Annotated in this window: 1 protein-coding gene; it reads left to right on the forward strand. The window is 38.5% G+C overall.

Going from position 1 to position 784, the window contains the following annotated elements:
* Positions 1-83: 83 nt before the first annotated feature.
* A complete protein-coding gene (locus VHA02S_RS24940) occupies positions 84-767 on the forward strand; it encodes a hypothetical protein (RefSeq protein ID WP_127891282.1) in 684 nt (227 codons plus the stop codon).
* The last annotated feature ends 17 nt before the right edge of the window (positions 768-784 follow it).

Below are 784 nucleotides of genomic sequence, written 5' to 3' on the forward strand. Positions count from 1 at the left end.
TTGCTCACCCCTTAGCAGGGCGTTAAGTGAATAGAGGAAAAATGAGAATATATCTTACCTGTATGGATTGTCATGGGACTACCGTGAGTGCTGGGTCAAACGTTTATTCTGCTGAGCTTCAAGATAGCGGGTGTTACAGCTTTACATGTTCTCAGCAACATGAATCTACGGTTAAATTGAAGAACCCAAAATTTGAAATACTCTTTGAGCTTGGCTTAAACGCCATTCATGACGGTTACTACAGAGAGGCAGTTAGCTCTTTCACCTCTTCTTTGGAGAGGTTTTACGAATATGTTATCAATATCCTTTACCGTTCAGCTGGTATTAATTTAGAACAAACATCGCAGTTATGGAAGCTGGTCTCAAACCAGTCCGAAAGGCAATTTGGCGCTTATCTTTTCGTGTATCAGTTGGTTGAAAAAAAGATTCCACCTCAACTATCAAATAAATGTATAAAATTCAGAAATGAGGTCATCCATAAGGGAAAGATTCCAAGTAGAATTGAAGCAATTGAGTATGGAGAAGCAATATTAACAGTTATTTCTCCGGTGTTAAAAGTACTAGTAGAGAAGTATGACCCACAAATTTTAGAGTTGATGAGAGAGCAACTTAATGCAATAGATTTGAAACTAGGTGTCGGAAAGTCGAGAAGTACAATGTCAATTAACACAACTGTAAGTGCTCTACGTGGGAATGACACGCCACCAAATTTATGCTCTAGCTTAGAGAGGATCGCATTTGTAAGAAGTGGATTGAGCTTGTTGTGAGAATTCACTTAACAAAC

It is taken from the genome of Vibrio harveyi NBRC 15634 = ATCC 14126 = KCTC 12724 (assembly GCF_001591145.1).
GTDB lineage: Bacteria > Pseudomonadota > Gammaproteobacteria > Enterobacterales > Vibrionaceae > Vibrio > Vibrio harveyi.